General features: G+C 71.4%; 23 protein-coding genes and 2 pseudogenes. 17 read left to right on the forward strand and 8 right to left on the reverse strand.

All coding sequences use genetic code 11. From position 1 onward, the window contains the following. Positions 1 to 19 precede the first annotated feature (19 nt). Genes BM242_RS07595 through BM242_RS07605 form a run of 4 tightly spaced genes read right to left on the reverse strand, consistent with a single transcriptional unit; the run spans position 20 to position 3,691 of the window. On the reverse strand, positions 20 to 280 hold the full coding sequence (locus tag BM242_RS07595; protein ID WP_093837928.1) for a hypothetical protein: 261 nt from the start codon (positions 278 to 280) through the stop codon (positions 20 to 22). Beyond that, on the reverse strand, positions 277 to 999 hold the full coding sequence (locus BM242_RS30085; protein ID WP_245833900.1) for a formylglycine-generating enzyme family protein: 723 nt from the start codon (positions 997 to 999) through the stop codon (positions 277 to 279). Before BM242_RS30085 ends, BM242_RS07595 begins: the two co-directional genes overlap by 4 nt. Then, positions 987 to 2,900, reverse strand: a complete 1,914-nt coding sequence (locus BM242_RS07600) for an NACHT domain-containing protein (protein ID WP_245833901.1) — start codon at positions 2,898 to 2,900, stop codon at positions 987 to 989. The genes BM242_RS30085 and BM242_RS07600 overlap by 13 nt, the downstream gene beginning before the upstream one ends. Beyond that, entirely contained in the window at positions 2,897 to 3,691 is a 795-nt protein-coding gene (locus BM242_RS07605; protein ID WP_093837929.1) for a class I SAM-dependent methyltransferase, read from the reverse strand. Before BM242_RS07605 ends, BM242_RS07600 begins: the two co-directional genes overlap by 4 nt. Before the next feature lie 481 nt (positions 3,692 to 4,172). On the opposite strand from BM242_RS07605, the pseudogene BM242_RS30090 reads away from it, so the two are divergent. The 7 genes and pseudogenes from BM242_RS30090 to BM242_RS07640 form a co-directional block, all read left to right on the forward strand. Beyond that, positions 4,173 to 4,277, forward strand: a pseudogene (locus BM242_RS30090) (RICIN domain-containing protein); the annotation flags it as partial. 1 nt (position 4,278) lies between these two features. Beyond that, the gene (locus BM242_RS07610; protein WP_175541306.1) at positions 4,279 to 4,650 is read left to right on the forward strand and encodes an alpha/beta hydrolase; all 372 of its coding nucleotides are present in this window, start codon (positions 4,279 to 4,281) and stop codon (positions 4,648 to 4,650) included. A 739-nt stretch (positions 4,651 to 5,389) separates the two neighbouring features. Next, positions 5,390 to 6,556: a glycosyltransferase gene (locus BM242_RS07615; RefSeq protein ID WP_093837930.1), complete on the forward strand. Its 1,167-nt coding sequence runs from the start codon at positions 5,390 to 5,392 to the stop codon at positions 6,554 to 6,556. Then, on the forward strand, positions 6,553 to 7,899 hold the full coding sequence (locus BM242_RS07620; protein WP_217652399.1) for an aromatic ring-hydroxylating oxygenase subunit alpha: 1,347 nt from the start codon (positions 6,553 to 6,555) through the stop codon (positions 7,897 to 7,899). The genes BM242_RS07615 and BM242_RS07620 overlap by 4 nt, the downstream gene beginning before the upstream one ends. Further along, positions 7,896 to 8,408 (forward strand): aromatic-ring-hydroxylating dioxygenase subunit beta, encoded by a 513-nt coding sequence (locus BM242_RS07625; RefSeq protein ID WP_093837932.1) that lies wholly within the window; start codon positions 7,896 to 7,898, stop codon positions 8,406 to 8,408. The genes BM242_RS07620 and BM242_RS07625 overlap by 4 nt, the downstream gene beginning before the upstream one ends. Positions 8,409 to 8,887: 479 nt before the next feature. Then, complete coding sequence (locus tag BM242_RS07635; protein ID WP_093837934.1) at positions 8,888 to 9,283, forward strand: carboxymuconolactone decarboxylase family protein; 396 nt, start codon at positions 8,888 to 8,890, stop codon at positions 9,281 to 9,283. Continuing rightward, complete coding sequence (locus BM242_RS07640) at positions 9,273 to 9,809, forward strand: hypothetical protein (protein WP_093837935.1); 537 nt, start codon at positions 9,273 to 9,275, stop codon at positions 9,807 to 9,809. The genes BM242_RS07635 and BM242_RS07640 overlap by 11 nt, the downstream gene beginning before the upstream one ends. On the opposite strand, the gene BM242_RS07645 is transcribed toward BM242_RS07640, so the two are convergent. Then, a complete protein-coding gene (locus tag BM242_RS07645) occupies positions 9,752 to 10,408 on the reverse strand; it encodes a flavodoxin family protein (RefSeq protein ID WP_093837936.1) in 657 nt (218 codons plus the stop codon). The two genes, BM242_RS07640 and BM242_RS07645, sit on opposite strands and share 58 nt — an antisense overlap. Positions 10,409 to 10,691: 283 nt before the next feature. Between BM242_RS07645 and BM242_RS07650 the strand changes: the two genes are divergently transcribed. Continuing rightward, positions 10,692 to 12,017 (forward strand): PP2C family protein-serine/threonine phosphatase, encoded by a 1,326-nt coding sequence (locus BM242_RS07650; RefSeq protein ID WP_093837937.1) that lies wholly within the window; start codon positions 10,692 to 10,694, stop codon positions 12,015 to 12,017. Between the two features lie 47 nt (positions 12,018 to 12,064). Here the strand turns inward: BM242_RS07650 and BM242_RS07655 are convergent, their stop codons facing one another. After that, entirely contained in the window at positions 12,065 to 13,105 is a 1,041-nt protein-coding gene (locus BM242_RS07655; RefSeq protein ID WP_245833902.1) for a baeRF2 domain-containing protein, read from the reverse strand. A 390-nt stretch (positions 13,106 to 13,495) separates the two neighbouring features. Here BM242_RS07655 and BM242_RS29265 point away from each other — a divergent pair, with 390 nt between their 5' ends. Further along, entirely contained in the window at positions 13,496 to 13,648 is a 153-nt protein-coding gene (locus BM242_RS29265; RefSeq protein WP_175541307.1) for a hypothetical protein, read from the forward strand. A 16-nt stretch (positions 13,649 to 13,664) separates the two neighbouring features. On the opposite strand, the pseudogene BM242_RS07660 reads toward BM242_RS29265, so the two are convergent. Next, a pseudogene (locus tag BM242_RS07660) lies at positions 13,665 to 13,847 on the reverse strand (IS256 family transposase); the annotation flags it as partial. A 122-nt stretch (positions 13,848 to 13,969) separates the two neighbouring features. Further along, on the reverse strand, positions 13,970 to 15,499 hold the full coding sequence (locus BM242_RS07665; RefSeq protein ID WP_093837939.1) for a UDP-N-acetylglucosamine 1-carboxyvinyltransferase: 1,530 nt from the start codon (positions 15,497 to 15,499) through the stop codon (positions 13,970 to 13,972). Between the two features lie 184 nt (positions 15,500 to 15,683). Between BM242_RS07665 and BM242_RS07670 the strand changes: the two genes are divergently transcribed. The 8 genes from BM242_RS07670 to BM242_RS07705 all read left to right on the forward strand — a co-directional run bounded on the left by BM242_RS07670 (position 15,684) and on the right by BM242_RS07705 (position 26,943). After that, positions 15,684 to 16,727 (forward strand): DUF1648 domain-containing protein, encoded by a 1,044-nt coding sequence (locus tag BM242_RS07670; protein WP_093837940.1) that lies wholly within the window; start codon positions 15,684 to 15,686, stop codon positions 16,725 to 16,727. Then, positions 16,727 to 17,125 (forward strand): GntR family transcriptional regulator, encoded by a 399-nt coding sequence (locus BM242_RS07675; protein WP_093837941.1) that lies wholly within the window; start codon positions 16,727 to 16,729, stop codon positions 17,123 to 17,125. The genes BM242_RS07670 and BM242_RS07675 overlap by 1 nt, the downstream gene beginning before the upstream one ends. Before the next feature lie 220 nt (positions 17,126 to 17,345). Continuing rightward, positions 17,346 to 20,081, forward strand: a complete 2,736-nt coding sequence (acnA, locus tag BM242_RS07680; RefSeq protein ID WP_093837942.1) for an aconitate hydratase AcnA — start codon at positions 17,346 to 17,348, stop codon at positions 20,079 to 20,081. A gap of 369 nt (positions 20,082 to 20,450) precedes the next feature. Then, a complete protein-coding gene (ngcE, locus tag BM242_RS07685; RefSeq protein WP_093837943.1) occupies positions 20,451 to 21,881 on the forward strand; it encodes an N-acetylglucosamine/diacetylchitobiose ABC transporter substrate-binding protein in 1,431 nt (476 codons plus the stop codon). A 162-nt stretch (positions 21,882 to 22,043) separates the two neighbouring features. Continuing rightward, positions 22,044 to 23,105, forward strand: a complete 1,062-nt coding sequence (locus BM242_RS07690) for a carbohydrate ABC transporter permease (protein WP_093837944.1) — start codon at positions 22,044 to 22,046, stop codon at positions 23,103 to 23,105. A gap of 45 nt (positions 23,106 to 23,150) precedes the next feature. Beyond that, positions 23,151 to 24,080, forward strand: coding sequence for a carbohydrate ABC transporter permease (locus BM242_RS07695; protein ID WP_093837945.1), 930 nt, complete (start codon positions 23,151 to 23,153; stop codon positions 24,078 to 24,080). A gap of 194 nt (positions 24,081 to 24,274) precedes the next feature. Next, a complete protein-coding gene (locus BM242_RS07700) occupies positions 24,275 to 25,465 on the forward strand; it encodes an ROK family transcriptional regulator (protein WP_093838245.1) in 1,191 nt (396 codons plus the stop codon). A gap of 359 nt (positions 25,466 to 25,824) precedes the next feature. Next, a complete protein-coding gene (locus tag BM242_RS07705) occupies positions 25,825 to 26,943 on the forward strand; it encodes an ABC transporter substrate-binding protein (protein WP_245833903.1) in 1,119 nt (372 codons plus the stop codon). The last annotated feature ends 57 nt before the right edge of the window (positions 26,944 to 27,000 follow it).

Genomic DNA, 27,000 nt, shown 5'->3' on the forward strand with positions numbered 1-27,000 from the left:
GCAGCCGCGAGCTCCGGACTCATGCGTAGAAGTCCTCCGGATCCGGCTGGTCCAGCCGGATCACGAAACCGGCCCGCCACGCGCCGGGGTGGGGCAGGTGGAACCGCACTCGTTCGCCGGTCCGGATCGTGCGGAAACCGTCCGAGACGATGTCGGTGTAGTCAAAGGTGTAGTGGTGCCCGTCGTCCTCGTCCTCCACGACATACAGCCCCAGCTTGCCGTCGTGCCCGCCGCCGCTTGGCCTGCGGTCCACGACCCTTCCGTACCGCGCCTCGGTCATGACGTCTCCTCCGCCGGAAGCTCCGTGACGCAGCGGAAGCCCACGGCGTTGCTGCCGCCGCGCTTCCGGAAGACGCCCTTGCTGCCGGTCCGCACCGCCCGCAGCGGATTGTCGTAGCTGCCGCCGCAGATCACGGCCTCTCCCGGGTCCTTCAGCACGGTGGAGGTCCACTCCCACACCTGTCCCGCCATGTCCACGATGCCGAAGGGGGAGCGGTTGGCGGGCCGGTCGTCGACCGGGGTGGTCCAGGCCCGGCGGATGGCGTCCTGAGCAAACCCCTCCCGCCATGCCTGGTGGGTGACCACCGGCCGCCCGACCCAGGTGTCGGCGCAGTTCAGGGGGGCGGCGTCCGGGTCGTCGCCCCAGGGGAACAGGCGGCCGTCGGCGCCGCGTGCGGCGGCCTCCCACTCCAGTGAGGTCGGCAGCCGTTTGCCCTCGAACGCCGCGAACGCATACGCGCTCCACCAGTTGACGCAGACGGCCGGATGGTTGTCGAAGCGCGGGTCGGTGAAGTACGCGGGGTCCTTGAGCCTGGCCGTCCACGGGGTGTGCTCGACGTGGTCCGGCTGCTGCGGGTGGTTCCACTCCGAGGTGCCGTCTTCCCGCAGCGCCTCCAGGAAACGCCGGTAGCGGGCAACGGTCACCGGATACCGGTCGAAGCGGACCGGGCGCTCCACCCGGCGCAGCAGCAGCCGCTCGGCCGGCCCTACCAGATACACCCGGCCGGCAGCACGCAGTCGTCCGATTCCTCCCGCGCCTGCGGCAGCCCGGCGAGGAAGGCCCGGACCTGCTCGGTGAGGAACGCTCCGCCCGGCAGCGCCGCCGCGATCTCCCGTCCGGCCGCCGTCGCCAGGAAACGTGCCGCCAGCAGCTCCTGGAAGGCGGTGTGGGCGAAGGCGACGCGATCGGGCCCGTCCGGGCGCAGCACGGGGGCCAGCGCGCAGGTCTCCAGCTCCGGCCGGCCGCCGGTGAACGCCTGCGGTCCCAGCATCCGGACCAGGTCCAGCAGCGAGAACACCGTCCGGCCCTCCAGGAAGGCCCGGCCGAGGGTGCCGGGCAGCGCGGCCTCCAGCTCCGGCCGGTTCCGCTCCGCCAGCACCTGGGATATCCGGGCGCCGAGCAGTGCCCCGAGCGGCTGCCCGCCCGGCCCGGTGTGCAGCAGGCCGCCGAGACGGCGTTCCAGCGGGGTGGCACCGGGGCCGGTGAGCCGCACCACGTGGCAGTGCGGCAGCCGCTCCGGGTCCACCCCGTGCACATACAGCTGCTCCACCAGCTGTTCGGAGCGGGCGGCTCCATGGTCCAGGAGCTGGCGGATCTGCGGGGAGTCGGCGAGGAACGACACCCGGGAGCTCATCACCACGGCGGACTCGGCGGAGAGCACCGCGGCGAGCTCGGCGAAGAGCTGGACGAAGCCGGCGGCGCTGGGCTCCGCCACGCCCTCGTCCACCGCATCCAGCACGCACAGGGCCTTGCCGGAGCGGATCAGATACAGGAACAGGTCGTAGGCGCGGGCCCGGTCGGCCGGCATGCAGGGGGCCAGCAGCCGGGAGACGTATTCGGCGAAAGACTCATCCGGCGGCTTGAGACTGAGATCGAAGCAGAAGCGGAAGCGGCGGGTCTCCTCCGTGGCCACCAGGCGGCGCAGCAGCGTGCTCTTGCCGCTGCCGGGTCTGCCGACGACGAGGACATTCGCCCGGCCGCCGGCGAGCCGGGCGAGCAGCGCGGCGGCGTCCGCCTCCTCCGCGATCTGCGGCTGACCGGTGCGCGGGTCGGCGGCGAGCACCGCCGCCGTGATGGGCTCCGGCCGCTCCACGGGCGGGAGGGGCGGCAGATGGGCGTCGAAGTCGAGAAGCGTGGAGACGAAGCCGTCGTAGCGGATGATGCGGAACCCGTCGCCCAGCAGCTCCCGCACGGCGTCGTGCGCCTGGTCCAGGACGACGAACCGGGTGAGCTTGGGCAGGCGGGTGCGCAGCAGCTCGCCGCCCGTGGTGGTCAGCACATGGTGCAGGTCCTCGGCGTCCCGGGACAGCAGCAGCTCCACATACTCCAGCCGGGCCCCGGATTCCCGGCAGAAGAGCTGGTAGACGGTGTCGGAGGTGAGCACGAACCGCTTGGCGCTGCGATAACCGAGGGTCAGGTACAGACCCGCCAGGAACTCGGCCCGCTCCGCGACCTCCCGCACCAGCGTCGGCTCGTCGCCCAGCAGAGCGGCGCTGCCGGTGCTGGTGAACCAGGCCAGGACATCGACGAGGCGCCGGATGGCGGTCAGGCCGTCCTCCGTGGCGATGGGCGCCCCGCCGTCGTGCCCGGCCCGGTTGCGCAGCCGCCGGATGTCCTCCAGTGCCTCCAGCACCGCCACCGAACGGATATGCGGACGGCAGCGTTTGATGAGGTCGTTCAGGGCCCGGGCGGACGGATCGCCCTCGATGGCGTGGTGCCGCCAGAGCTGTTTGAGCAGACGCTCGCAGAGCGTGCCGATGAGGGCGACGGTGGTCTCGGGATAGCCGTCGTCCAGGGCCCGTAACGGCCGCTCCAGGTCCAGACCGAGGCGGACGGCGAGCCGGGCATGGTCGTCAAGCTCCGCACGCAGCCGCTGAAGACGGGAATCGACCGCGCTCACCCGGCGTCCCCGTTCCGCCGGGCCAGGATGAACGCGAAGCGGTCCGGGAACACCAGCACCTCCTCCGGGTGCGCGGTGCGCATCCAGTCCAGCCCGCCCTCCAGCTCGGCATCGCCGAAGGTGGAGAGCACCGACATGTAACGGGACCGGACCATGGCGAAGTAGCGCTCCCGCTCGATGCGCAATTCGTGCTCGACATGGCTGAGTTCCACCGCCAGCCCGGCGGAGGACAGAGCCTCGGCGAGGCGGGCGGGGTCCGGCTGAAGCTCTTCGTAGCGCCGCAGCGCGGCCGGGAAGAGTGGATAGGCGATCGTGGCCGGCAGCATGACCACCAGCAGCCGCCCCTGCGGGGCGAGCAGGCCGGTGAGGCCGGTGAGGGTGGCCGCCGGGTCCTCGAAGTGGTGCACGGCCTCCTTCAGCCAGACGGCGTCGAGCGGCCGGTGGGAGGGCGGAAGCGCCACGTCACCCCGTACGAGCTCCTCCGCCGAGGCACGGAGGGTGCGCAGCCCCGGCACGGAGGTGTCGATCCGGTCGAGCATCGCCGCGGACGGGTCGACACACAGGATGCCCGCATCCGGGCGGACGGCCCTGGCCACCTCGCGGGCGAACAGGCCCGTTCCGCAGCCGATGTCGCCGATCCGGTCACCGGCCGTGAGGCCGAGCGCGGAGGCGATCCGGCCGGACATCCACGGGACGTAGTCCTCGGAGTAGACCCACAGCTCGTCGTAGCTCTCGGCGAGCGCCTCGTAATGCTTCTCCGCGTCGGCCCGGTGCACCCATCGCCCCCTCATGGCAACCCGTTGTGCCCACCAGGCTACCGGCCGGCGCAGGAGGATCAACCGGGACAGCGGCCACCGGAGAACCGGCGAACAAGGTCGTCACTCAAGCCCTGGCGGCTCGCACACCGCGCGACGGGAGGCGCCGCGATGGGCCGGGCTCCGTGGGTTCATGTGTCGGTCCCCGGGCCGATGGGCCGCCAGGGGAGCCCTGTCGTCGGGTGGGCGGGGCTGGGTTCCGCAGTGGCCGGCGAGGGCGTCGACGAGCGACGGGCCGCGCTTGCCGGCACCGAGTTCATTGGGATCGGGAGCTACGGGCGGGCGGATGGTCTGCCCCGGTCAGGCGGCTTTGCCTGCTGGTGGCGCTGCATGGCCGTGGCGCTGATCGCCGGAAATGTCATGACCATGGCGGACTCGCAACCGGGACCACGCCCTCAGCCGGGGCATGTGCCTACGACGCGGTGCTCGACGTCCTGAACGACGGTGAACCGACGGCATCGACACCGGCGCCTGGTACGTGCTGGTGAACCGCAACAGCGGCAAGGCGACGGACGTGTACAACCTGGCCACCCATGACGGCGCGGACATCGTGCAGTGGTCGGGTGGTCCCCGCCCGCGTCTTTCCCACCACCTCCAGCGGCACCCAGCGCAACATCCAGGACGTCCACAACGGCAACCAGTCCATGGACGTCTCCGAAGGCCTCACCCGCACCCTCGCCCTCAACACGACGCCGGGCGACCCCTTCGCCGGCCGTCTCGACACCTCGGCCGGCGTCGGTGTCGCCGGGCATTCCCTCGGGGGCATGACCACCCACGGGCTGCTCACCGCCTGGCCGGACGACCGGATCACCGCCGCCGTCCCGTTCGCGACCCTGGACATGGGCGATCCGGCGAGCCAGGTGGCGGCGAATGTCCTGTTCGTCCACGGTGGACTGGCTGCGCTGGAGCCTGTACGGCGACACCGCCGCCCGTGACCGCCCGGCCTCCGACGCCACCTCCGGCACCACCACCGCCTGGGAGTCGTCCTTCACTCTGCCGCCGCCGTCCGGCTCGGTGGTCAGTCTCCGCTCCCGCGCCAGCGACCGGTATGTCTGCGCGGAGAACGCGGGGGCGGATCCGCTGGCCGCCAAGCGCACCGCCGTCGGACTGTGGGAGTCGTGCGACCTGGCCGGTGCCCGAGCGCTCCCGGGGCGCCGGGGACCTGCCGGTCCGGCGAACCCTCCCGGACATATACCGAAAGGGTGGAGGCAGGTAATTCGCCCCCGCGCACGGCCATTCGGCGCAATACGGCGGCCGGTCCGCTCGGGCCGGCCGGCATTTTCCACCATCGCTGTAGCTCTGCGCCATAACCGCGAAATCCAGACCGGCCGCTCCAACTGCTCAGCTCGCCCGAAATGGTCACATGACAACTTTGTCGGGGCCGGCCGAAGTCTGTGTCCGGCGCAGCGGTAATGGCCGACAGTTGCGGGGCGTTGACATCGATTGCACATCCCGGCAGGCTTTGCGGAGCGGCCCGGGACAGATGGTGAATCCGGTTGTTCCAGGCTGCTTTGCCCAGCGTCGATCGAGGTTTCCCCGCCGCCACGGCGGGGAAATGCGCTGAGCCTCGTAGCACTACCCGGACATCGACGGTCCCTTTCGCCTGCCGGGCATTCCCGCCCGTCCGGGGCGGGGTTCCGACTCGTTTCCGAAGGCAGGGGGACCGGAGAACCGATGCGCGTCGCGCTTGTCACCACGACTCAGCATGGGCACCTGAACCCGTATGTTCCGGTGGTCAACGCGCTCCGGGCCGCCGGCAGCGAGGTGGCGCTGCTGCTGCTGTCCGCGGACGGCGGCGCGCTCGACGAGCGGCGCCGCCGGGCCCTGGGCAGGGCCGAGGTCCATACGATCGGGCAGGTCGAGATGGCACCGTGGAGCGGCGACCCGGCGAAGATCGGCCCGATGCTCCGGTCCTCGCCGGTGGCGGACCGGACGGCCGAGGCGCTCCGCGCGACGGCGGCGGATTTCGCGCTCGTCGATTCGCTGCCGGTCACCGCGTCTGCCATGGCCGGCGCACAGGCGTCCGGGGTGCCCTACGGGATGATCTGGGCCAATCTGGGCGGTGTATGCCCGAGGGAGCACCGCCGGGGCCGCTGGCCGTACGACGAGCAGGTCGGCGACTATCTGACCGGGCACGGGGTGCTGTGGTCGGCCCGGACGCATTCCGCGCGTTCGCCGATCCTCAATCTGATGCCGGCGATCCCCGCCCTCCTCGGGAACGACGCGGTCACCGACAACGGTGTGCAACTGGTCGGGCTGCCGGGCGCGCCGGGGCCCCGCGGTGACGAGGTCGCCTTCCCGGACCTGGACCGGACCGACCCCGGACGCCCGGTGGTGTACGTCTCCTTCGGCACCATCTTCTACCGGCGGCCGGACCTGCTGCGCACGGTGATCACCGGGGCGGCGGCGACCGGCGCGCAGGTGATCGCCTCGGTGGGAGATCTCGCCGGGGAGCTGGCGCTGCCCGACGAGGTGCTCACCGCCCCCTATCTGCCGCAACGTGAGGTGCTTCGGCGCGCCGACGTGTTCATCACCCACGGCGGATACAACTCCGTGGCGGAGTCGATCCGGGCGGAGACGCCGATGCTGGTGATCCCGCTGGCCGTGGACCAGCCTGTCCAGGCGCATTTCGTGGCCGGCGCGGGCTTCGGGACGGCGCTGGAGCCGGCCGGCGTCACCGAGCAGGCGGTCGCCGACGCCGTCGCCGGTCTGCTCGATCCCGCCCGGGACTACCGGGACCGGCTGCGCGCCGCGCAGCCGGAGTGCGGCGATTCCGCCGTACGCACGGCCGAGCTGGTCATCGGCACGGTCGGGACGCTACAGCGAAAGGGGGAGCAGTGACGACCGGACTGCAGCGGCCGGCGGGCGATCCGATCGTGGTCGACGATCCCGGGCGCCTCACCTTCCGGGTGGACCGCCGCGCCTACACCGACGACGATCTGGCCGCCCAGGAGATGACCAGGATCTTCGATCGCTGCTGGCTGTACGTCGGGCACGAGTCGGAGGTGCCCGGGCCCGGCTGCTATGTGGCACGCGATGTCGGCGGGCGCCCGGTGGTCATGGCGCGCGGCTCCGACGGGGTGATCCGGGTGTTCGCCAACAGCTGCACGCACCGCGGCGCCCTGATCTGCTCGCAGCCGGCCGGGCAGGCCCGGTCGTTCCGCTGCCCCTATCACGACTGGACATTCTCCAACCAGGGCGAACTGGTCGGGGTCCCGATCCCCGACGGGTACGGGCCGGGTTTCCGGAAGGCGGACTTCGGCCTGGCGCGGCACCGCAGTGACAGCTACCGCGGTTTCGTGTTCGTCACCTTCGATCCGCAGCAGCCGCGCACCCTGACCGAGTATCTGGCGGGTGCCACGGAGTACCTCGATCTCATCGACGACCAGTCCGAGGCCGGGATGGAGGTGATCCGCGGAGCGCAGCTCCACGGGGCGCGGGCCAACTGGAAGCTGATGATGGAGAACAGCGTCGACATCTACCATTTCCGGGCCCTGCACAAGCGTTATGTCGGCTACATGGAGTCGCTGGGCTCGGTGCCACCACGACGCCGAGGCGGCTTCGGCCGCGCCCTGGGACTGGGACATGCGGCCAACGAGCTGCCCCCGGCGGCGGCCCGCCCGCTCGCCCACTGGACGCCGATGTTCGGCGCCGAGTTCCGGCCGCGGATCGAGGCGACGGCCGCACGGTTCGCCGAACGGTTCGGCGCCGAACGCGCGGAACGGATCACCCGCACCAACCGTGCGCTGCTGATCTTCCCCAACCTGATGATCATCGACGCGATCGCGATCACGATCCGCAAGATCGACCCGGCCGGCGCCGGCCGGATGGCCATCACCTCGGTCGCCCTGGCCCCCAAGGACGAGGACCCGGACATCCGGGAACTCCGCAAGAGCCACTACCTGACCTTCCTCGGCCCGGCCGGCTTTGCCACCCCCGACGACATCGAGATCGTCGAGTCGTGCCAGCGGGGCTGTCTCAACCGCACGGTCCGCTACTCGGATCTGTCGCGCGGAATGAACAAGGAGGTCCCGGAGACCACGGACGAGCTTCCCGCCCGCGAGTTCTGGCGGCAGTGGGACCGGCTGATGCAGGGCGACGGCGGTCGCTTCGAGGTCCCGCACCGGGCGGCCGGGACGCCGGCCGGGATACCGGCCGGGACACCGGGGGCGGAAGCACGATGACCACCGAGCCGACGGCCGACGAGGCGGCCCGGGTGCGGCTGTGGCACCGGGTGAGCCAGTTCCTGTTCACCGAGGCACGGCTGCTCGACGAGTGGCGCCTGCTCGAATGGTACGAGGAGATGCTGACCGACGACATCCGCTACTCGGTGCCGGCCACCGACGTCCGCGGCGAGCCGGCCGATGCCCTCGGGCTCATCGACGACGATGCCGCCCGGCTGCGCCAGCGCATCGGACAACTCCTCAACGGCGAGGTGTGGTGCGAGAATCCCCGGTCGCGGACGAACCGGATGATCGGCAATGTGGAGATCCTGGCCGATCGGGGCACGCACCTGGAGGTGGCGGCGAATGTCGTCGTGCACCGGTTCGGGCAGGGGCGCTCCGACGCCTACGTCGGAAAATGCCGGTGGGAGCTGGTCGTCGAGGGGGAGTCGTTCCGGGCCCGCAGACGGGTCGTGGTGCTCGACCACGAAACGCTGTACGAGCACGGCAAGCTCAGCATCATCCTGTGACCGGACAGTGACGGCGGCAGCCGGCCCCCGCGGGGCCCCGCACCGGCCGCGACGTGCTGCGGCCGCCGGTCCTGCCGCGCGACCGGCGCTCTGCGGTGGCCCGCCTCGCGGCGCCGGCGCAGGGCTGCGTCGCCGTGTTCGGGCTGCGCGGCGGGCCGGTCCCCACGGCGGCGGTGGCCCGGCGGCATGACGTGACGTGGGCCGGGTGGGCGTTCACGGTATCCGCCGTCGTCCGGGCGCTGCTGGTCATGCCGGTCGGCCGGCCGGATGGCCGACCGGGCCCGCAGCGGTGCCGCCGTCTTCTCGATGTGCACCGACGCCGGCGCCGTGGCCGGACCGGTCGGCGCCGGGCTCGTCGCCGAGCGGGCGGGTGTGGCCGCCGCCTCGGAGGGAACGCCGGCGGCGCCACGCTGCCGGCCGTCGCCGGTGTGGCGTCGTGGACGCTGACACCTTTTCCGCCGACAAGAAGGAGTTGACCGATGCATCAGCCGTCTGCCCGGCATGAGCGGGGCAAGGCCATGTTCCAGCAGGTCTTCGGCCGCCCACCGCGCCCGGGTTCCCACCCGGAGTTCCTGGAGCTCACCGTCGACCACTTGTTCGGCGAGATCTGGACCCGCCCGCATCTGAGCGTCGAGGAGCGGGAACTGGTCGCGCTGACCGCGGTCACGCTGGCGCGGACCGACTGGGAGCTGCGCGGCCATATCGGCGCGGCCCTGCATCTCGGGATGGAGCGGGAGAAGATCGTCGAAGTCATCATTCAGCTCGCCTACTACGGCGGCTGGCCGGTCGCCAACAACGGGCTGCGCGTCGCCCAGGAGGTCTTCGCCGAGCTGGACGGCGCCGGGGGAGGAAGCGAGGCGGACCATGACCGGTGAACCGGCTCCCCTCGGCCCGGACGAGAAGGCCGACCTGTGGCGCCAGCGGTTCTTCGAGGCCCAGGCGGCGGCAGAGGAGTTCATCCTGAACGAGCACGGCGAAGCAGGCATGGCCGCGTGGATCCGGGCGAACTCCCGCATCACCGCGGAGTTACTGCGGGCGCAGCGGCCCGCCGGCATGTCCGCCACCGATCACTTCATGACCCGGCTGCGTCGTCAGCTGCTGCTGTACGACTCGGCGGTGACCAGTGAGCGCCGGCCCCCGGGCACCGTCCTGCGCAACGCCGACTGCGGGATCCTCCGGTACCGCAAACGGGCCGCCCGGGCCGGCGTCGTACTGACGTTCTCCTCGCCCTGCCCGTACTGCCAGGAACTCAACACCGCCATCGCCGCCCGCTATCTGGAACCGGACGTCAGGGTGTCGTGCGAACAGGCGGGGAACGGGTGCGTCTGGCGCGCGGAGTCTCCTCACTCTCCAGGAGAGGACGCGGCCGGGCCGCCGCACCGCGGCCGGGCCGGTGACTGAACCAACGGCAGTGCCGTGCGGTCGCCGCCCGGCGACCGCACGGCGTCGAGCGTCATGCCGAGCTGCCGGCCCACGGCCGCGCACAGGTCGGGCGCCGCGGTGCGGGCCAGGTCCTGATGCGCGTTCTGGGTGAAGCACGCCGACGCCACGTTCTTGTTCCGCAGGCGCAGGTACCACGGGAACAACGAGGCCAGCGCGGGCTCGGTCAGCATCGTGCGGGCGTGCACGATCGTGCCCACCAGCAGGTTGCCCAGCGGGCGCTGACCGGCGTTCATAAAACTCTTCAGGCGTTCCTGGAAGATCTTCAGCACCGCGGGTACGTTTCCCGCGTACACCGGCATGGCGAGCAGCATCGCCTGCGCACCCTCGGCCAGCTCGACGACATGCGGGAAGTCGTCGTCGAGGGTGCACCGCCCCACCTCGGGATCAAGGCAGGTGTCCTCGCCCTCGCACATCGCGATGCGGTGGTCGATCAGCCGGATCCGCTGGATCTCCGCGTCACCGACCTCCCGGAGCAGGCCGGTGACCGCCGCGTCGAGCAGTGCGTCGGTCAGCGACGGGAGCCGCTTCTGCGTGCAGGACAACGCAACGATCTTCATCCGCAGGGCCTCTCCTGTCCGCTCGGCGCCACCGGGGACCGGCCGCCTGACGGAGCCCCCGTGGCCGCACCCCGGTCGGTGCAGCCCCAACCTACCCACTGGTGAGCACCGCCGAATCGGGCGGTGAAAGGCTCCCCGTGAGGCCGGCCCGGGGACCGGTTACCGCGATCGGCCCCGCGGGCGGGGCGTGTGCGCCCGGCCGCGCGACGGCGTCGCGCGTAGCGTTGGCGGAGATGAACGAGGCGGCGCTGTGAACCCCGGGAAGGACCCGGCCCGGTCACCGATGGAGAGTGACCCGCCGGGGCTCCGGCAGAATCTCAACGAGCAACTGGAAGGCATCGCCGAGCAGCTGCGTGCTCTGGCGCAGGCGAGGGACCGGCTGCGCGGGCTGCTGTCGGCGGTGCTGGCGATCGGCGGGGACCTGGAGCTGCCGGCGGTGCTGCACCGCATCGTCACCACCGCCATGGAACTGGTCGACGCCCGCTACGGCGCACTCGGAGTGCTCGCCCCCTCCGGCGATCACCTGGAGCAGTTCCTCACCGCCGGCCTCACCGACGAGGAGCGCGCCGCGCTGGGGGGAATCGACTTTCCCCACGGCCGGGGGGTGCTGGGCCACCTGATCCGCCACCCCGAGCCGCTGCGGGTGGACGACATCCCCTCCCACCCGTCCTCGGTGGGTTTTCCGCCCGGCCACCCGCCGATGCGCACGCTCCTGGGCGTGGCGGTCACCGTCCGCGGAGAGATCTACGGCGATCTGTATCTGTCCGAGCGCCGGGACGGCCGGCCGTTCGACGAGGACGACGAGGAGGTGGTGCGCGCCCTCGCGGGCGCGGCCGGCGTGGCCATCGAGAACGCGCGCTTGTTCGGCTATGTGCGGGAGAGCGCCGAGCAGTTCCAGCGCCTGCTGCTGCCCACACTGCCGGACCTGTCCCCGTTCTGTGGCGCCGCGGTCTACCGCACCGCCGCCGAACCGGCCGGCGTGGGCGGCGACTGGTACGACGCCGCCGTCCTGCCCGACCGGGCCTGCGCGGCCGTCATCGGCGACGTCGTCGGGCACGACCTGCACGCCGCCGCGGCCATGGCCCAGGCCCGCAACATGCTGCGCGCCCTGCTCTACGACCGCCGGACCCCGCCCGGCGCCGTGCTGACCCAGCTCGACCGCACCGTCCACGCCATCACCGACCTGCCCGTCACCACGGCGTGCCTGGCCCGGATCGAACCCGCCGCCGAGGGCTCCACCCTGCGCTGGAGCACCGCCGGCCATCTGCCACCGCTCGTCCTCACCCCGGACGGGGGCGCCCGGTACCTGCATGCGGAGCCCGGCATCCCCCTCGGCGTCGACCCCGGCATCCACCGTCCCGACCACAGCGTGTTCCTGCCCGGCGGCGCCATCGTCCTGCTGTTCACCGACGGGCTCGTCGAACACCCCGGCCACCCCATCGACGACCGCCTGGACGCTCTGCTCGGCCTCGCCGCCGCCCACGCCCGCCTGCCCCTGGACGGCCTGGTCCGCACCCTGGCCGACCACCACCCCAGCGACGGCCACGACGACCTGGCCGTTCTCGCCATCCGCACCCCCGCCGAAAACCGGCCCGCCCGGCACCTGTAGGCGCGGCGGCCGGCGGCGGCCGGCGGACTCGTCCGCCGTGAGTCCCTTCAGTACCGCAGCAGGGCGGCGACGCCGTCCGTGGCACGGGCGGGAGGCAGGATTTCGGTGAAGGCGGCGCCGCCCAGAGCCGCCGCGCGCAGCAGCAGTGGTGCCGCCGGTGCGCGGAACGCCGTGGGGTCGTCTGCCAGGGCCGCCGGATCGGTACCCAGCACCCGTGGATCGCGGCGCGACGCGTAGAGATCCGGGTCACCGGAGCGGTCCGCGGCGAGCAGCAGGGTGTCCACCCGGCCCTGTGCCAGCGCCTCCTTCACCGCGGGGATTCCCTGGAGGGCCCGTCCGCCGGCCAGCTCGTCCTCCATGGCGTCCAGTACATGACGGTGACGGGCTGTCATGGCATCACGCATCGCCATGTCCACGCTCGCCCGCAGACCCGCGCGGGCCGACGCGTCGGTACGGCCCCCGTCCACATAGACCACGTCACCGACCGGCGGCTGGGCCGTCAGGTGCTCGCGCAGCAGCCCGACCGCCTTGGGGTCCCCGGCGACCAGGATCACCGCGGCATCCACGCCGGCCGCGGCTTCCCGCACGTCGGCCGCCGCCTGCCGGGTGTTCTCCGCCCATACATTGACCGCGCGACGGTGGAAGGACGCCTGTGCCTCGGCGCCCGCCCGCACCCGGCTGATGTGGAGCGTGCTGCCGTGGAAGGACCGCTGCAGGGAGGGCTCCAGCGCAGCGGCAGGGTAGGCATCGACGTCGCCGCCTTCCCGGTCGACGGCGACGACGACGTGCGGAAGCTGATGATCCCGGTCGATCACCAGGCCCAGCGGGTCGGGTACCGGCAGGACCCGCGCACTGCCGGCCGCGGGCGGCTCCGTGAGGGTGAAGGCTCCCAGCAGCTTCCCCGCCGATGCGAACAGTGCCTCGCCCTGCGGCCCCGGCACCTCGGCGACCCCTCCGACCACCTGATCCAGCGCCGCCAGCGTCTCCTCATCCGCCCCCTGGCCGGCCAGGGACCGGCGCGCCGCGCGCCAGCGCAGCTCGATCTGCTTGTCGGCATCGTGCGCAGAACGCGACGTGTCCAGATGCACCGATACGACCGGGCCCTCGCCCTGGTACAGGGGCTGCAGAAAATCAAGATCCATAACGCTCGGGCCCGGCGGCCCTACCGCCTTCCCATGAATGGACAACGAACGGCACCGTAGTCTTCTATACCGCGAATTCTCTCTTATGTCCCGCTTCGCAGGTTATGCCCTGACTGGTTTGCTGCCGTTGCCCGGGCCGGGTACGGGCGGATCCCCCAGCCGCGGTGCCGGTGAGGGCCGGGCCGAAAGGGCCGTGGCGCCGTGAACTCCGAGCCGTCCTGCGGGCCCGCAAAGCGGGCGGCCGTTCCTTGACAGGCCAGGCGGACTGGACTGGAGTGGGGAGCGTCGGAACCCGGAATTGCCTGTCGGACTACGTGAGTTGACTGCCAGGGAGGCATGGTGTGGGGGGAACTGGCGGCGGCGGACCCGGAGGCGGTCGGGCCGTATCGCCTGGTGCGGCGGCTCGGCGCGGGCGGCATGGGACCTCTCCGCGCGGGCGGAGGTGAGTCGACCCCGACGTTCCACGACCGGGTCAAACGAGTGGTGTAACTGGGTTGGTTGGGGGTTACTGACGGGCTGCGGTGAGGCGGCCGTCGAAGGTGATGTCGAAGGCGTTCGGCGCGGTCTTCCAACGGCTGGTCCAGCGCTTGCGGCCGGTGCCTGTGGGATCCAGGGACATGATGGCCATGTAGACGCACTTCAGGGCGGCTTGCTCGTTGGGGAAGTGGCCGCGGGCCTTGACCGCGCGTCAGAGGGCTCGCCGTGGCCCGGCTTCCGGCGCGAAGTCCCGGAGAGGTCCCACACATGCCTCCGCACCCCCTGCCGGCCTGTAGGTGTGCAGGCCGGAGGGGGTGCGGCGGTGTTGTGGGCTCAGATGTCGCGGAAGGTTTCGATCTGGGCGCCGACGGAGTTGAGGCGGGCGGCGAGGTCTTCGTAGCCGCGGTTGATGACATAGACGTTGCGCAGCACCGAGGTGCCCTCGGCGGCCATCATGGCCAGCAGCACGACGACGGCCGGGCGCAGGGCCGGCGGGCACATCATCTCGGCGGCGCGCCACCGGGTGGGGCCCTCCACCAGCACCCGGTGCGGGTCCAGCAACTGGAGCCGGCCGCCGAGGCGGTTGAGGTCGGTGAGGTAGATGGCCCGGTTGTCGTAGACCCAGTCGTGGATCAGGGTCTTGCCGTGCGCCGAGGCGGCGATGGCCGCGAAGAACGGCACATTGTCGATATTGAGGCCCGGGAAGGGCATCGGGTGGATCTTGTCGATGGGGGCTTCGAGCTTCGAGGGGCGGACGGTGAGGTCGGCGAGCCGGGTGCGGCCGTTGTCGGCCGTGTACTCCGGGCTCAGGTCGTAGTCCAGGCCCATGCCCTCCAGCACGGCCAGCTCGATCTCCAGGAACTCCACCGGCGCCCGCCGGATGGTCAGCTCCGAGGAGGTGACGACCGCGGCGGCGATCAGGCTCATCGCCTCCACCGGGTCCTCGGAGGGGGAGTAGTCCACGTCCCGGTCGATATCGGTGCGGCCGTGCACGGTCAGTGTGGTGGTGCCGATGCCCTCCACCTGGACGCCGAGCTGCTCCAGGAAGAAGCAGAGGTCCTGGACCATGTAGTTGGACGAGGCGTTGCGGATGACCGTCACACCGTCGTGGCGGGCCGCGGCCATCAGGGCGTTCTCGGTGACGGTGTCGCCGCGCTCGGTCAGCACGATGGCGCGTTCCGGGCGCACCGAGGAGTCGACCTCGGCGTGGTACCAGCCCTCGGTGGCGGTGATGTCCAGGCCGAACCTGCGCAGCGCGGTCAGGTGCGGTTCCACCGTCCGGGTGCCCAGATCGCAGCCGCCGGCGTACGGGATCCTGAAGCGGTCCAGCCGGTGCAGCACCGGGCCCAGGAACATGATGATGGAGCGGGTCCGGCGGGCGGCGTCCACATCGATGGAGTCCAGCGTCAGCTCGGCCGACGGGACGATCTCCAGGTCCGCGCCGTCGTTGATCCAGCGGGTCCGGACCCCGATGGAGCTGAGGACCTCCAGGATCCGGTAGACCTCCTCGATCCGCGCCACCCGGCGCAGCACCGTGCGGCCGGAGTTCAGCAGGGACGCGCACAGCAGCGCCACGCAGGCGTTCTTGCTGGTCTTGACATCGATGGCGCCGGACAGCCGGCGGCCGCCGACGACTCGCAGATGCATCGGGCCGGAGTAGCCCAGGGAGACGATCTCGCTGTCCAGCGCCTCGCCGATGCGGGCGATCATCTCCAGGCTGATGTTCTGGTTACCGCGTTCGATGCGGTTGATGGCGCTCTGGCTGGTGTTCAGTGCCTCGGCCAGCTGGAGCTGGGTCCATCCCCGGTGCTGGCGCGCGTCCCGGATCAGTTTGCCGATGCGGGCGAGGTAGTCGTCGGTCATGATCCAGAGCCTATCTCACATATGAGATGCCTACTCACACTGATGCCGTCCGAGTGAGTCGCGGGACGGTACCGGTCCTGTCATGGTGCCGTCACCGCCCGCTTGACTTGTTCTAGTCTTATGCGAACAATCGTGCTCACCTGGCCGAACGCGTCCGGGATGCAGCGTAGGGGAGGCAGGGGCAATGCGGGTGCTCGATCGCGGGGCCATGGTGGTGGCGGGGGCGTACGGGCTGGCCCTGGCGGTGACGGCCGGCACCTTCGGGGCCGGTTACCGGTGGCTGCCCGATCCGATGGCCACGCACTTCCGGCCCGGCGGGCAGGCCGACGGCTATCTTGCCCGCCCGGCCGCGCTGCTGGTCAGCGTGGGGCTGCTGCTGGCCCTGGGGGTCCTCTTCACCCTGCTCGCCCGGCCGGCCGCCGGGCCGGGCCCGGGCCGCCGGGCGGTGATCTCCGGCGGCAGCGGCACGGCGGGCCTGCTCGGCTGGCTGCTCACCGCGGTCACCGTGGTCAACTGGGACCTGGCCCGGGGGGCCGATGCCGTGCTGCCGCCCTGGCAGCTCGCCGTGGGCGCGGCCGTGGGGCTGGCCGTCGCCGGGGCCGCCTGGCTGCTGGCCGGGCCGCCCACGGCAGCGGAACGGGCGGAGACGGAGACGGCGCAAGCGGGGGAGCGGCCGGCCGGACTGCCGCTGGAGCCCGGCGAGGCGGCCGTGTGGAGCCGCACGATCGGCTCCCGTCCACTGCGCTGGGCGGCGCTGTCCTCGGCGCCGGCCGCGGCCGGCTGTTCCGTCGCCGCCTTCTCCCGGCCCGGCCTGTGGCCGGCCGCCGTCCTGCTGCTGCTCACCGCCCTGCTGCTGGCCGCGGCCACCACGGTCCGGGTCGTGGTGGACCGTGACGGCCTGCGGGTCCGCCCCCTGCCGCTGCCGCATCCGCGGATCTCCGTGCCGCTGGCCCGGATCAGCGGCGCGAGCGTGCGCCGGGTGGAGGCGCTGCGCGAGTTCGGCGGCTGGGGATACCGGTTGCGGGCCGGGGCGACCGGGCTGGTGCTGCGCTCCGGCGAGGCGCTCTCCCTGCGGCTGGTGACCGGCCGGGAGTTCGTGGTCACCGTGGACGACGCCGCCACGGCCGCGGCCCTGCTCAACGGGCTGCTGGAGCGGGGCGGCGCCGGGCGGCCCGGACTGCCCGCCGCCGGGCCGGACCGGCCACCGGGCGCGGAGGGCCGGGACTGATGCTGTTCCGGGTGGACCCCGCCTCGCCCGTGCCGCTCGGGGACCAGATCGCCGCCTGTGTGCGCGGCGCCGTGGCCGAGGGCACGGCCGGTCCCGGCGACCGGCTGCCGCCGGCCCGGGAACTCGCCGGATCGCTGGGCGTCAATATGCACACCGTGCTGCGCGGCTACCAGAAGCTCCGTGAGGAGGGGCTGATCGAGCTGCGCCGGGGCCGTGGCGCGGCGGTGGCGGGCGGTGCCTCCCCGGGCCGCGCCCGGCTGGCCCGGGCCGCGCGCCAGGTGGCCGAGGAGGGGCGGGCCCTGGGCATGGCCGACGAGGCGATCCTCGGCCTGGTGCGCGCCGCGCTCGCCGCCAAGGGCCCGCCGCCGCTTCCCGGCCCCGGCGACGGGCGCCCCTGAACGCCGCCGTCCGCGGCCGGCGGGGCGGGGGGACACCCGGTGGGGGACGGATGCCGGGCGGGCGGTCATGTACTAGGGTGGTATCTCGACATCGAGATATCTTGTCGAGGGGCGCTGCCCCGCTGCTCCCGTGGACCGCCGTACCCCGGCCCGGGCGTGCCGGAAGGAAGCCGGCGGCAGCAGGCGGCAGCGGCACGCGAATGCACTGAAGGAGACTGTCGTGTCGGCGAACAGCTTCGGCGCCCGCAGCACACTGCAGGTGGGCGACAAGTCGTACGAGATCTTCCGGCTGGACAAGGTGGAGGGTGCGGCCCGCCTCCCCTACAGCCTGAAGGTGCTGCTGGAGAACCTCCTGCGCACCGAGGACGGGGCCAACATCACCGCGGACCACATCCGGGCCCTCGGCGGCTGGGACGCCACCGCCCGGCCCAGCCAGGAGATCCAGTTCACCCCCGCCCGGGTGATCATGCAGGACTTCACCGGCGTTCCCTGCGTGGTGGACCTGGCCACCATGCGCGAGGCCGTCCGCGAGCTGGGCGGCGACCCGGCCCGCATCAATCCGCTCGCCCCCGCCGAGCTGGTGATCGACCACTCCGTGATCGCCGACCGCTTCGGCACCCCGGACGCCTTCCAGCAGAACGTCGAGCTGGAGTACGGCCGCAACCGGGAGCGCTACCAGTTCCTGCGCTGGGGCCAGACCGCGTTCGACGAGTTCAAGGTGGTCCCGCCCGGCACCGGCATCGTCCACCAGGTCAACATCGAGCATCTGGCCCGGGTGGTGATGGTCCGCGACGGCAAGGCGTACCCCGACACCCTGGTCGGCACCGACTCGCACACCACCATGGTCAACGGCCTGGGCGTGCTCGGCTGGGGCGTGGGCGGCATCGAGGCCGAGGCCGCCATGCTCGGCCAGCCGGTGTCCATGCTCATCCCCCGGGTGGTCGGCTTCAAGCTCACCGGCGAGCTGCCCACCGGCACCACCGCCACCGACCTGGTGCTGACCATCACCGAGATGCTGCGCAGGCACGGCGTGGTCGGCAAGTTCGTCGAGTTCTACGGCGAGGGCGTGTCCGCGGTGCCGCTGGCCAACCGCGCCACCATCGGCAACATGTCCCCGGAGTTCGGCTCCACCGCCGCGATCTTCCCGATCGACGCCGAGACCATCGCCTATCTGCGGATGACCGGCCGCACCGACGAGCAGCTCGCCCTGGTCGAGGCCTACGCCAAGGAACAGGGCCTGTGGCTGGACCCGGCCGCCGAGCCGGACTACTCCGAGCACATGGAGCTGGACCTGTCCACCGTGGTGCCGTCCATCGCCGGGCCCAAGCGCCCGCAGGACCGCATCGCGCTCTCCGACGCCGCCGGCCAGTTCGCCCAGGATGTGCGGGCCTATGTCAGCGAGGCCGACCTGGACGAGGCGGGCAAGGAGTCCTTCCCGGCCTCCGACTCCCCGGCCGTCTCCAACGGCACGCCCAGCAAGCCGGTCACCGTCACCGCGCCGGACGGCTCCAGCTACACCCTCGACCACGGCGCCGTCACCATCGCCGCCATCACCTCCTGCACCAACACCTCCAACCCCTATGTGATGGTGGGCGCGGCACTGGTGGCCAAGAAGGCGGTGGAGCGCGGCCTGACCCGCAAGCCGTGGGTGAAGACCACCCTGGCCCCCGGCTCCAAGGTGGTCATGGACTACTACGACCGGGCCGGCCTGACCCCCTACCTGGACAAGCTCGGCTTCAACCTGGTCGGCTACGGCTGCACCACCTGCATCGGCAACTCCGGCCCGCTGCCGGACGAGGTCTCCCGGGCGGTCAACGAGAACGACCTGGCCGTGGTCTCCGTCCTCTCCGGCAACCGCAACTTCGAGGGCCGGATCAACCCGGACGTCAAGATGAACTACCTGGCGTCCCCGCCGCTGGTGGTGGCCTACGCCATCGCCGGCTCCATGAAGACCGACATCACCACCGAGCCGCTGGGCCTGGACAGCGAAGGCAAGGCCGTCTACCTGGCCGACATCTGGCCCTCGGAACAGGAGGTCGAGGAGGTGGTGGCCTCCGCGATCGGCCAGGAGATGTTCGGCTCCTCCTACTCCGACGTCTTCGCCGGCGACGCCCAATGGCAGGCGCTGCCGGTGCCCACCGGCTCCACCTTCGAGTGGGACCCGGAGTCCACCTATGTCCGCAAGCCCCCGTACTTCGACGGCATGACCATGGACCCGGCGCCGGTGCTGGACATCACCGGCGCCCGGGTGCTCGCCAAGCTGGGCGACTCGGTCACCACCGACCACATCTCCCCGGCCGGCGCCATCAAGGCCGACACCCCGGCCGGCCAGTACCTGCTGGAGCACGGCGTGCAGCGCCGCGACTTCAACAGCTACGGCTCCCGGCGCGGCAACCACGAGGTGATGATCCGCGGCACCTTCGCCAACATCCGGCTGCGCAACCAGATCGCGCCCGGCACCGAGGGCGGCTACACCCGCGACTTCACCCGGCCGCCCGGGGAGGACGGGAAGGCTCCGGTCTCCTTCATCTACGACGCCGCCATGAACTACCAGGACGCCGGCATCCCGCTGGTGGTGCTGGCCGGCAAGGAGTACGGCTCCGGCTCCTCCCGCGACTGGGCCGCCAAGGGCACCGCGCTGCTCGGTGTCAAGGCCGTCATCGCCGAGTCCTACGAGCGCATCCACCGCTCCAATCTGATCGGCATGGGGGTGCTGCCGCTCCAGTTCCCGGCCGGCCACAGCGCCGAGACCCTCGGGCTGACCGGCGAGGAGACCTTCTCCCTCACCGGCATCACGGCGCTGAACGACGCGACCGTGCCGCCCACCGTCAAGGTCACCACCGACACCGGTGTGGAGTTCGACGCCACCGTCCGGATCGACACCCCGGGCGAGGCCGACTACTACCGCAACGGCGGCATCATGCAGTACGTGCTGCGGTCGCTGATCCGCAGGTAGAGACCGGCGGACGAGGGCCGCATTCCCGCACCGCGGGGATGCGGCCCTCGCCGCGTTCCGGGGGCGGCGCGGCGGCGGCTTCCGTTCAGGTCTCAACTCGGAAACGCCTGCCGGGCAAGGTGTCGCCCGATCTTGTCGCACCCCGCCGAGTGGCCTATACCTGTCCGCAGGCGGAAAGCATTCGCCACAACCGGGAGACCTCCCGCCCCCGCCGCCGCCGAACAGGCGCTTTCTCCTCACGCATCCGCAGTCCCCCGCACACGACACGCCGTCCGCAACCGGACCACACCGCGCTCGGCTGAAAGAAACTGACCGCGGCCCAGGCCGGCACCCCAGCCCAGCAGTCCCTGTGAGAAGGCGAGATCCCGCATGACGTCGAGTCCGCACCTGCACCGCCGCACCCTGATCCGCAGATCCGCCGCGGCCGGTCTGACCGCGCTGCCCGCCATGGCCGCGCTCTCCGCCTGCGCCAGCGGCGGGGGCGGGAGCGGCGGGGGCGGCAAGCAGCAGAACGCACCCGGAGAGGTCACCGAGCGCAATCCGTTCGGGCTGACCGCGGACTCCGGCGTCGAGGTCCTCATCTTCAATGGCGGCTTCGAGGACCAGTACGCCCGGGACGTCGGCGCCGTCTTCGAGGAGCACTACGGCAGCGTCGAGCACAACGCCACCGAGGAGATCAGCGCCCGGGTGCAGGCCCGGATGGTCTCCGGCAACCCGCCCGACATGATCAACAACTCCGGCGCCGACATGATGCCGCTGCCCGCCCTGCTGAAGGAGGGCCAGGTCGCCGATCTGCGACCGCTGTTCGACGCGCCGAGCTGGGACGACCCCGCGGTGAAGGTGCGCGACACCCTGCTGCCGGGCACCGTGGAGTCCGGCCAGTACGGCGGCCAGGAGGTCTATGTCCTCAACTACGCCTTCACCGTCTACGGCACCTGGTACTCCCGCAAGCTGCTGCACGACACCCTGGAGGAGGAGTATCCGCAGACCTGGGACCAGATGCTGGCGGTCTGCGAGAAGGCGAAGAAGCAGGGCATCGCCGGCTGGACCTATGCCGGGCACCACGCCCGCTATCTCTCCTTCACCATGATGCCGATGATGGCCAAGGTCGGCGGCCCGGAGGTGTTCGACGCCATCGACCGGCTGGAGCCGGGCGCCTGGAAGCAGGACGCCGTGGTCGCGGTCTTCGAGGCGTACGAGGAGATCGCCGCCAAGGGCTATCTGCTGCCCGGCACCCCCGGCATCAACCACACCGAGTCGCAGACCGAGTGGGCCAAGAACAAGGCGCTGTTCCTGCCCTGCGGCACCTGGCTGGAGAACGAGTCCAAGGCCGACATCGCGCCGGACGCCGAGATCGCGGTCGGCGCCGCCACCGGCCTGGACTCCTCGGACGCGCTGCCCTTCGGCACCCTCTACGCCACCGCCGGCGAGCCCTTCATCGTGCCCGCGGACGCCGCCGCCCCGCGGGCCGGCATGGAGTTTCTGCGGATCATGCTCGGCCGGGACGCCGCCCGCAACTTCACCGAGAAGGTCTCCTCCCTCACCTCGGTGGCGGGCGCCGCCGACGGGCTGGCCCTGCCTCCCGGCCTGACCTCGGCCCAGGAGGCGGTCGCCGCGGCCGGCGAGAACATCGTCGCCCCGCGGTTCCGCGAGTGGTATCCGGTCTTCTTCTCCGATGTCATGGGCGTGGCCATGGGCGAGATGATGGCCGGCGACCTCACCGCCGCCGAGGCGCTGGACCGGATCCAGGCCGGGGCCGACGCGGTGGCCGCCGACGACTCCGTCGAGAAGTACCTCTGAGCCGAGCCGGTGGCACCGGCCGGCCGCCGGTGTGTGCTCCGGCGGCCGGCCCGTCCGGTCCGCTTAGCCTGACCACCCGTATATCTGCGGATCGGGACATCCGCCCATCCGCTCATCGGTACATCAGCTCACCAGAAGATCGAGCAAGGGACGGAGAGCGGCATGGACACCCAGGTCAGCCCGGTGGTCGACCCGCCGACCCCGGCGTCGCGCGGGGGCCCGGGGGCCCGGCCGCCGGCCGTCTCGCGGGTGGCCCTGGCCGCGGCCCTGCTGCTGCCGCCCCGCCTGACCCCCGAGTCCGTCCGCTACGACCGCCGCTACCGCACCGTGGACCGGTACCGCTTCGTCTGCTGGTTCCTGGCCCCGCCGCTGCTGATCTACACCGTGCTGGTGATCTGGCCGTTCCTCCAGGCGTTCTTCTACGCCATGACCGACTGGACCGGCTTCGGCGGCGAGTTCTCCATGGTCTGGTCCGGCAACTTCTCCCGCATGTGGCGGGACGACGCCTTCTGGGACGCCCTGGCCAACAGCCTGGTCCTGCTGGTGCTGGCACCGGTGATCACCCTGGCGCTGGGCCTGTTCTTCGCCTACATGCTGAACGCGGGCGGCCGGCACCGGCGCAGCGAGTCGGTCGGCGGGGTGCGCGGGGCCGCGTTCTACAAGATCGTCTACTTTCTTCCCCAGGTGCTCTCGGTGGCCATCATCGCCATTGTCTGGGCCCGGGTGTTCAGCCCGCGCAGCGGTCTGGTCAACACCGGCCTGGAGGCCGTGGGCCTCGGCTCGCTGGCCCAGGACAACTGGCTCGGCGGCTCCTGGGCACGCTGGGTGATCCTGCTGGTGCTGTGCTGGTCCTTCGTGGGCTTCTATGTGGTGCTGTTCTCCGCCGCCATGGCCGCGGTCCCCCGGGACATCTACGAGGCCGCGCTGCTGGACGGGGCCGGCCGCGCGGCCACCTTCTTCCGGGTCACCTTCCCGCTGACCTGGGACACCGTCCGCACCGGCTGGATCTATATGGGCATCCAGGCGCTCGACGCCTTCGCCCTGGTCATCGTGATGGTGCCGCGCGGCGGCTTCGACGTGCTGCCCACCTATCTCTATCTGAAGGCCTTCCGGGAGGGGCAGGCCGGCTATGCCACCGCCGTGGGCGTGGTGCTGTTCCTGATCACCCTGGTGTTCACCCTGGTCATGATGCGGGTGGGCCGCCGCGACCGGATCGAGTTCTGAGCCCGCCCCCGTCTGCCGTCCGTCCGAGAGCCAGAGGAGCCGACCATGACCGCCACCGCGTCGCCCGGCACGGCCGACGGCCCCCGCCCCGCGCCCCAGGGCCCCGCCCCGCGCCACCGGCCCGGCGCGGGCGGCGGCCGGTCCGAGGGCGGGGTGCTCAATGTCTTCGCCCACTCGTTCCTGATCATCTGGGTGGTGATGGCGGTCGGGCCGGTGCTGTGGATCGTGCTGTCCAGCCTCAAGCCCACCGGGGACATCACCGGCAGCCCCTTCGGTCTGCCCACCGGTGTCGAGTGGGAGAACTTCACCACCGCCTGGACCGAGGCCAGCGTCGGCCGCTACGCGCTGAACTCGGTGATCGTCCTGGCCTTCTCGCTCACCGGCACCATGCTGCTGGGCGCCATGGCCGCCTATGTGATCGCCCGCTACGAGTTCTTCGGCAACCGCGCGGTGCACTATCTCTTCATCGGCGGGCTGATGTTCCCCGTCTTCCTGGCCCTGGTGCCGCTGTACTTCGTGATGGACAACCTGGGCCTGCTCAACACCCGGCCCGGCCTGGTGCTGGTCTACATCGGCTATTCACTGCCCTTCACCATCTTCTTCCTGACCGCCTTCTTCCGTACCCTGCCGGGCGCGGTGCACGAGGCGGCCACCATCGACGGCGCCTCGCACACCCGGATCTTCTTCCAGATCATGCTGCCCATGGCCAAGCCCGGGCTGGTGTCCATCGGGATCTTCAATTTCCTCGGCCACTGGAACCAGTTCGTGCTGCCCCGGGTGCTGAACAACGCCGATGAGGAGAACTTCGTGCTGCCCCAGGGACTGGCCTCGCTCATGGTGCAGCAGGGCTCCTACGACGCCAACTGGGGCGCCCTGTACGCCGGTCTGACCATCGCCATGCTGCCGATCCTGGTGGTCTATCTGTCCTTCCAGCGTCAGGTGCAGGCCGGGCTGACCGCCGGCGCCCTGAAATAGTCCGCCTCCGGCGCGGTGCGTGTTCCCGTCCGGGAAGCGATCCGGTGACGATCCGGGGCCTCGGGTTCATTCACCGTTATCCACAGTCGTGCCTTCGGTTCATATAGTGGCAGCGGCGCCGTCTCCCGCCAGGCGGGGCGGCCGGCGGGGACGCAGCCGCGCCCGCCCGGGGAGACAGAGTGGAGTAAGCCGTGGTGGAGACTCCGGGGTCGCAGTCTTCGCTGCACCGGGCCAACCTGGAGCGCGTGGTGCGCGCGGTGCGGGCGGCGGGATCGCTGACACAGGCGGAGATCGCCAGAACCACCGGACTGTCCGCCGCGACCGTGTCCAATATCGTTCGCGAACTGAAGGAACTGGGCACCGTCGATGTCCGCACCACCTCGGCGGGGGGACGGCGGGCCCGCAGTGTGTCGCTGTCCAGCGACGCCGGGATCGTGGTGGGCGTGGACTTCGGCCATTCGCATCTGCGGGTGGCGGTCGGGAATCTGGCGCAGCAGGTGCTGGCCGAGGAGGCCGAGCCGTTCGATGTGGACGCCTCCGCCGACCAGGGCTTCGACCGGGCGGAGAAGCTGGTCACCCGGCTGGTGGGGATGGCCGGGGTGGACCGGGGCAAGATCGTCGGCATCGGGCTGGGCGTGCCCGGCCCGATCGACGTGGAGACCGGCATCCTGGGCTCGACCGCCATTCTGCCGGGCTGGCGGGGCACCAATCCGCGCGAGGAACTGTCCGGCCGGATGGGCGTGCCGGTGCATGTGGACAACGACGCCAACCTGGGCGCCCTGGGTGAGCTGGTGTGGGGCGCCGGCCGGGGCGTTGCCAGCCTGGCCTACATCAAGGTGGCCAGCGGGGTGGGCGCCGGCCTGGTGATCAACGGGCAGATCTACCGCGGGCCGGGCGGCACCGCGGGGGAGATCGGCCACATCACCCTGGACGAGTCGGGGCCGGTGTGCCGCTGCGGCAACCGCGGCTGCCTGGAGACCTTTGCCGCCGCCCGGCATGTGCTGCCGCTGCTCGCGGTCAGCCATGGCACGGACCTGACCATGCTCCGGGTGGTGCAGCTCGCCCGGGAGGGCGATCCGGGCTGCCGCCGGGTGATCGCCGATGTGGCCCGGCACATCGGCAACGGGGTGGCGCATCTGTGCAATCTGCTCAACCCCAGCCGGGTGGTGCTCGGCGGTGATCTGGCCGAGGCCGGGGAACTGGCGCTGGCCCCGATCCGGGACTCGGTGGGCCGGTACGCCATTCCCAGCGCGGCCCGCGATCTGACCCTGGTGCCGGGCGCGCTGGGCGGCCGGGCCGAGGTGCTGGGCGCGCTGGCCCTGGTGCTGCGGGAGATGGGCGACCGGGTGCTGCTGGGGCCGGTGAACGGCACCGACCGCACCTGAAGCACCGCATGCGGTCACCTCGGCCGCAGCAACCGCTTGCCGAGCGGGCGCGGAACCGGCCTGCGCCGGTCCGGTCCGCTCCGAAAGCTGTTCTCAACATCCCCCGGAATGGCCCGTCTTGGCAATTCCGGGGGATTTGTTCATGCGCAATATTAATTCATGACTGGAGCAAAACGGACTTATCTGGCGTAAAGCTGGAAGCAAGCGTGTGCTGTCTGGAGCAATGGATGCGGGCAATCAATCGAACAGTCTCGATTTGATAGCTGGTTGTTTCATGTGTTGACTGCAAGAGCATGGCGGAGTTAGCTCCTCCCTACCCGGCCGCAACGTGGCGGCCCCTGCGGAGAAGGCGAGCAACCATGCGGATGCATCTGCGCCGTGCGCTCATCGGCACAGCGGCCATCGCCATGGCGGCCACCCTGGCGGCCTGCGGTGAGGCGGGTGACGGAGACGACGGCGGCAACGGCGGCAACGGCGGCGGTGACGGCGGTGACGGCAAGGGCACCATCGGCATTCTGCTGCCCGACGACTGGACCACCCGCTACGAGGCGTTCGACCGCCCGGTCATGGAACAGACCATCAAGAAGCTGTGCCCGGACTGCGAGATCGAGTACGGCAACGCCGCGGGCGACACCTCCCGGCAGAAGCAGCAGTTCGACGCCATGCTCACCCAGGGCGTCGATGTGATCATCCTGGACCCGTTCGACGCCGGCGCCACCGCCGGCTGGGTGGAGGAGGCCAAGGCCGAGGGCGTGTCCGTGGTGGCCTACGACCGGCTGGCCGAGGGCGACATCGACGCCTATGTCTCCTACGACAACTACCGGGTCGGCCAGCTCCAGGGACAGGCCGTGCTGGACAGCCTGGGCGAGAACGCCGACGGCGCCCGGGTCGTGATGATCAACGGTTCCCCCACCGACCCCAACGCCGCGATGTTCAAGGAGGGCGCCCACGACGTGCTGGACGGCACCGTGGAGATCGTCTACGAGGACGACATCGACGGCTGGGACCCGGCGCTGGCCAACCAGTCCATGACCGCCGCCATCCAGTCCCTGGGCAATGACGGCTTCGACGCCGTCTATTCGGCCAACGACGGCATGGCGGGCGGCATCGTCACCGCCCTGGAGGGCGAGGGCATCACCGGCGTCCCGGTCGGCGGCCAGGACGCCGAACTGGCCGCGCTGCAGCGCATCGTCAGCGGCCAGCAGACCTTCACCATCTACAAGGCGCTGGTGCCGGAGGCCGAGGTGACCGCCGAGATCGCGGTCCGGCTGCTGAACGGCGAGGACTTCGACGACCTGGCGCCGGAGAGCGTGGACAGCCCCACCACCGAGGGCATCCCGTCCGCGCTGCTCACCCCGGTCCAGGTGACCAAGGACAACATCAAGGACACCATCATCGCCGACGAGTTCTACACCGTGGACGAGATCTGCACCGAGAACTTCGCCGACGCGTGCGCCGAGGCCGGTCTGACCGGCTGACCCCGGCGGCGACGCGCACCGTCCGGCGCCCCCCGGGGCGCCGGACGGTGCGCGCGG

It is taken from the genome of Streptomyces aidingensis, assembly GCF_900112355.1.
Classification (GTDB): Bacteria; Actinomycetota; Actinomycetes; order Streptomycetales; family Streptomycetaceae; genus Streptomyces; species Streptomyces aidingensis.